At 60.0% G+C, this 4,966-nt stretch carries 6 protein-coding genes; 1 reads left to right on the top strand and 5 read right to left on the bottom strand.

Annotated elements, in window-relative coordinates; all coding sequences use genetic code 11:
* Positions 1–12: 12 nt before the first annotated feature.
* Positions 13–222, bottom strand: a complete 210-nt coding sequence (locus tag ACOCD2_RS12175) for a VOC family protein (RefSeq protein WP_305800303.1) — start codon at positions 220–222, stop codon at positions 13–15.
* Positions 219–641, bottom strand: a complete 423-nt coding sequence (locus tag ACOCD2_RS12170; protein ID WP_293644652.1) for an OsmC family protein — start codon at positions 639–641, stop codon at positions 219–221. Before ACOCD2_RS12170 ends, ACOCD2_RS12175 begins: the two co-directional genes overlap by 4 nt.
* A 141-nt stretch (positions 642–782) precedes the next feature.
* On the opposite strand from ACOCD2_RS12170, the gene crp reads away from it, so the two are divergent.
* Positions 783–1,436 (top strand): cAMP-activated global transcriptional regulator CRP, encoded by a 654-nt coding sequence (crp, locus tag ACOCD2_RS12165; RefSeq protein ID WP_293644654.1) that lies wholly within the window; start codon positions 783–785, stop codon positions 1,434–1,436.
* Here crp and nei read toward each other — a convergent pair.
* The 3 genes from nei to ACOCD2_RS12150 form a co-directional block, all read right to left on the bottom strand.
* Complete coding sequence (gene nei, locus ACOCD2_RS12160) at positions 1,393–2,265, bottom strand: endonuclease VIII (RefSeq protein WP_293644656.1); 873 nt, start codon at positions 2,263–2,265, stop codon at positions 1,393–1,395. The genes crp and nei overlap by 44 nt on opposite strands.
* Before the next feature lie 145 nt (positions 2,266–2,410).
* A complete protein-coding gene (locus ACOCD2_RS12155) occupies positions 2,411–2,701 on the bottom strand; it encodes a bacteriohemerythrin (RefSeq protein ID WP_293644658.1) in 291 nt (96 codons plus the stop codon).
* A gap of 69 nt (positions 2,702–2,770) precedes the next feature.
* A complete protein-coding gene (locus ACOCD2_RS12150) occupies positions 2,771–4,783 on the bottom strand; it encodes a tRNA(Met) cytidine acetyltransferase TmcA (RefSeq protein ID WP_293644660.1) in 2,013 nt (670 codons plus the stop codon).
* Positions 4,784–4,966: the final 183 nt, after the last annotated feature.

Below are 4,966 nucleotides of genomic sequence, written 5' to 3'. Positions count from 1 at the left end.
GCTTTCATCATACTACCCGCTCTGCGGGTAGTATTTGATTTCCGCATCCGCCTGATGCAATGCCAGGTTGTCGCTGCCTGAACTGAGGAAGACATTGCGCTGATCCGGGCGCCATTCAACCTTCATACCCAGCAGATCCACGTAGAACCGCTCACAGGCCGGCAGATCACAAACATAGAGCGCCACGTGCCGCAGGCCATAGCTCATCTCGGGGCGATTCATCCGTCCACGTCCACCAGTTCGAAATCGTGGGTGATTTTCGCCGTTTCGCCCAGCATGATGGATGCGGAACAGTATTTTTCCGCGCTCAGCTTCACCGCCCGTTCCACGGCCTTTTCAGTCAGCCCCTTGCCGCCCACCCGGAAATGCACGTGGATGCGGGTGTATACCTTGGGTTCGGTAGCTGCCCGCTCGGCTTCCATGTCCACTTCACAGAAACGCACGTCCTGACGGCTTTTCTTCAGGATATGAAGCACATCGAATTCCGTGCAGCCGCCCATGCCCAGCAGCAGCATTTCCATGGGGCGTACGCCAAGATTGCGCCCGCCATGTTCTTCCGGCCCGTCCATCACCACGACGTGCCCGCTGCCGGATTCACCCAGCATCAGGGCGCCCTCTACCCATTTCACTCGCGCTTTCATCGAACAATTCACCTGTTGAATCAATCAGGTTTCGCAAGCTAACACAGGGCGGAATAAATTACAGCTTTGCCGTATAAGCCCACTCATGGCAGAATGCCCACACAAAGGATGAATGGAAAAACATGAAGAGGGTCACAGAAAATGAGCATAGTTAATCCCCCTCCACCACCGCCGCAATGGCTGGCACCGTTTCTCGCACACTCCCATATCCACAAGTATCCCGTGCGCAAGGAACTGATGAAGCCCGGCGATCCTGCGGATACCCTGCTGTACATCTTGAGCGGTCAGCTGACGGTATTGCTGGAGGATGAAGATGGTAAGGAAATCATTCTGGCCTATGCCAACAAGGGCGAATTCATCGGTGAAATGGGCATGTTCGTACCCCAGTCCACACGCTCCGTCATCATCCGCACACGCACGCCCTGCGAAGTGGCTGAAATCAGTTATCAGCGTCTGGACGCCTTGCTGAAAGACGAACTCAAGGATCACACCACCGAATTCTTCTTTGCCGTGGGCAAGCAGCTGTCCGAACGGCTCCTGCAGACCAGCCGCAAGGTCAGCCACCTGGCCTTCTTCGACGTGACCGGCCGTGTCGCCAGCACCCTGCTGGATCTGTGCGAACAACCCGATGCCATGACCCACCCCGACGGCATGCAGATCCGCATCACCCGCCAGGAGATCGGCCGCATCGTCGGCTGCTCCCGGGAGATGGTCGGCCGGGTGCTGAAGAACCTGGAAGCCCAGGGTCTGATCAGCGTAAAGGGCAAGACCATGGTGATCTTCGGCGCACGCTGATCACCGGACAGCAGGTTTGGCAGCCTGGGCAGAGGTAACAGGGCTGCCCGCACTGCTTCTCCTGCACCAACACGTCACCACAGCGGTAACAGGACTCCCCGGCCCGGCGGAACACCTGAAAACGGGCCTGTTCGAAGCTGCTGCCCGAGTCCATTAGGCGCTTCGCCCTGTCAGGCTCATTGGTGATGCCTCCCGTTTCATAGGACTGCCGCGGCAAGGCAACAATCCGCCACGCCAGCCCCGCCAGCTGGCTGCCGCTCAGATCACAGGGCCGCTGGCGCGGATGCAGCCCGCTGGCAAAGAGTATCTCGCAGCGCAGATAGTTGCCCAGTCCCGCCACGAAAGACTGGTCGGTAAGGAAAGCGCCCAGCTGCCGCCGGTAAAAGCGCGCTGAACGCAGGCGTGCACAAACCGCATCCCCGTCCAGGGTTTCATCCAGCACATCCGGGCCAAGTTTCTTCAGGAAAGGATGCTGATGCAATTCGCCGGTGAGCCAGACCCCGATATCCGAGGCGCTGTAGAGCAGGGCACTGCTGTTGGATGTATGGATGGCAAGACGCAGCTGGCGGCGGGCATCGGGCGGTTCATCCGGCTCCGACACCAGCCAGCGTCCATACAGCTGGTTGTGGCTGTAGATGCTGTAGCCATTGCTGAAATGCGTGAGCATGGCCTTGCCCCTGCTGCTCACCGACAGGATCCTCTCTCCGTCGAACCGGCCGTTCCACGACGCCAGCGCGGGCAGATGAAAGGTCACGCGGTCGGCGATCTGCCCTTCGATGGCAGCTGCCAGTTCATCTCTGGCCCGGCGGATCTCCGGCCCTTCGGGCATCAGTCCACGAAATTGGACAGGAACTGCGCGGTGACATTGTCCATGCTGTTCACGTGCATCTGGAACCACTGGGGCCAGCTGTTGAACACATAGCCTGCCAGCTGTTCGACATTCTGATCGTCGTTCCACTGGCGCTGGATCTCCTTCAGCCCCTCCAGCGCGCTACTGTGCTCCTGCGCATGGACGGCATAGGGGGGGGGAAGCCGTATTCCTGCATCATGTTGTTTTCACGGGAGAAATGCGCTTCCGTATGGGCTATCCATTCGTCCAGCGCCGCGGTGATGGCGGGAATGTCGGCATTGCCGTCGACGGCCTGCAGCAGCAGCGCGCCCAGGGCATTCACCAGCGCCACTTCTTCATGATGGGTATCGTTCATGGATCCCACGGCAATGGCGGGGATCTCTTCCGGCGGCAGCACCGGATGCTTGTCTGTCATGATCTTTTCTCTCTCACTCCGTAAAGTACCGATTACAACGGAATGGCAATGTTTTCGCGTTGAGAAAAGTCAAGATGCCAGGAATAGCGCCACATGCTGCCGCAGGCGCGTCACGACCGCTTTTTTTCCTGGCAGCCCCATGGCACTGGCAACATCCTGCCAGCTGCGTTTCTGCAACAGCTTGAATATCAGTATTTCTGTGTCGTTGGCGCCATCGGCCAGTTGACACAGCGCCAGACGGTAGAGGGCGCCCACACAGTCCAGGTACTCGCGCCCTCCGTCACTGAATGTCCGAAGCGATACCAAGTCAGCCTGTGACAGCCGGGGACCCCTTCCATCCGGTCCGCGCATCAGCACCTTGACCAGCCCAGGAGCAAGACTGGCAAACACCTCGGCCAGCTGCAACGGAAAACGGTCTTCGAAACCTTCCCGGCTGGCTGCCTGAACCGACTGTGCCGCTGACGACAGGCCCTGGAGCACCAGCACCGAATGGGCGCCGCTGCTGGCCTCACGGCGGTAGCCCAGCCGCACCGGATCAAACCCGTTGCGGCGCCAGAAGCGCACCAGCTCCGGCGTGGCTCCGAAGCTGCTTCCCAGCAGATCCACGCTCCGATCCGGCGCACTGTCCCGCAATACCTGCAACAGGCGGCTGCCGATTCCCCGCTGCTGCAGCGCCGGATGCACCGCGATGCGCACCACTCTTTCGCAGTGCAGGTCCAGCACTTCAGGACAACCGCACCGGGTCGCCAGCGTCAGGGGCAGGAGATGATCCGCCGGACGGCGTTTTCCATTCATGACGGGTTCGTGCAGCCCTTGGGGTAACGGCCCTTCGTCCGCCACCAGCATGGCGCCCACCGGGCATTCATCCAGCCACCCCACCCACAGGTGCAGATTCTGTGCATCCATGAGATGCTGCAGATCCGCCGGCGTGGTGCGATAGTGAGCACTGATGAGCAGGCCGAACAGTTGCCGGAGCAGGGCCTCGTTCTGCAGCAGTTCATCCCTGTGAAGCTGCTCAACAACCACCCGCTCCACATCGAAGGCCACATCCCCGGCAATCACCGCAGGCTCGGCATCCAGCAGCAAGGCCCGAAAGGTGAACTTCTCCAGCGGATCATCCGCAGCCCAGCGCACCGGCTCATGCATGAGCAGCTTCTTCCACTGGGGCCGGTGCCTGTCCAGCACCCTGGAAAAACGCAGGTCGAAGCCTTTGCCACTGCCTTCATAACCGTGCACTGTGGTGCTGAAAGCGATGCGCCTGTAATGCAACAGCAGCTTTTCCAGCATGGGCACCGGAATGCCCGCGGCTTCGTCCACCAGCAGAAGATCGCAGGCAGGCAGCGTGCGCAACAGCTCGTCGGGCGCGACGAACTGCATTTGTGAATCACCCTGCTCCAACAGTCCCTTGTGTTCCTGTACTTCCGGCAGCGCCAGTGCGGCATGACGGAAAAGGGCGAGTGTTGCCTTGCGGCGGGGAGCGGTCACCAGTACAGTTCTGCCGCCTTCTGCCAGCACCGTGGCGGCAGCCATGCCAAATGCCGCCGACTTTCCCCTGCCGCGGTCGGCCACCACCACCAGGGGCCTTTTGCGGTGACCGTGTACCACGTGACGCAGCGCTTCGATGATCTTTACCTGCTCGGCCGTGGCGATGGCATGATCTTCTTCCGCCGGCAGCACATCGGAAAGACAGGTGTAAGGTGCACTCTTCTCCAGCAGACCTGCCAGGCGCCGAAGAAACCGCGATCCAGACGCCTGCCATTGCGTCAGTGGCGGGGTAAGCAGTAAGAACTGGCCGCCGCCGGTCACCAGTCCCACGGCAATAGCAAAGGCATCGGCATCGAATCCGTCGTGTGCGTCGAAAACGAGGCTGGTGACTTCCTGGCCCAGCAGCCCATCGATCTTTTCAGGGGGCAATGCCTTTTCCAGCCAGGCAGGCGGCTTCCGGCCTATCCACACAAAGGAACTGTCCGCGACCCGTTTTTCCGCCCGCCTGTATCCCTGCTCCCGTGAACCGGCAATGAGGCGAAACCGGCGCCACCGGTATCGGGCAGCTGAAGATGAATGGGGGTTGACCGGCGTCATTACCTCTCCTGGCACTGATGTAATAAAGTAGAGGAGTTATTACTCTACCCGCTGCAATGGAAAAAAAACGTAACTACTCACCCCTATCAGCATAGAGCTGTCCCGAAAAGGCCATTTGAATGGCGACCAGCGGATTGTATCCCTGATTTGCCATGGTCTGCAGGTAACTGGAGATGCGGCAAT

The organism is Thiolapillus sp., assembly GCF_048562965.1.
Lineage (GTDB): Bacteria > Pseudomonadota > Gammaproteobacteria > Chromatiales > Chromatiaceae > Thiolapillus > Thiolapillus brandeum_A.
This window is presented reverse-complemented; position numbering and strand designations above follow the sequence as displayed.

Coding starts and splice junctions, on each gene's coding strand:
- ACOCD2_RS12175 (WP_305800303.1), bottom strand. CDS start 222: ATGAATCGCCCCGAGATGAGCTATGGCCTGCGGCACGTGGCGCTCTAT.
- ACOCD2_RS12170 (WP_293644652.1), bottom strand. CDS start 641: ATGAAAGCGCGAGTGAAATGGGTAGAGGGCGCCCTGATGCTGGGTGAA.
- crp (WP_293644654.1), top strand. CDS start 783: ATGAGCATAGTTAATCCCCCTCCACCACCGCCGCAATGGCTGGCACCG.
- nei (WP_293644656.1), bottom strand. CDS start 2,265: ATGCCCGAAGGGCCGGAGATCCGCCGGGCCAGAGATGAACTGGCAGCT.
- ACOCD2_RS12155 (WP_293644658.1), bottom strand. CDS start 2,701: ATGACAGACAAGCATCCGGTGCTGCCGCCGGAAGAGATCCCCGCCATT.
- ACOCD2_RS12150 (WP_293644660.1), bottom strand. CDS start 4,783: ATGACGCCGGTCAACCCCCATTCATCTTCAGCTGCCCGATACCGGTGG.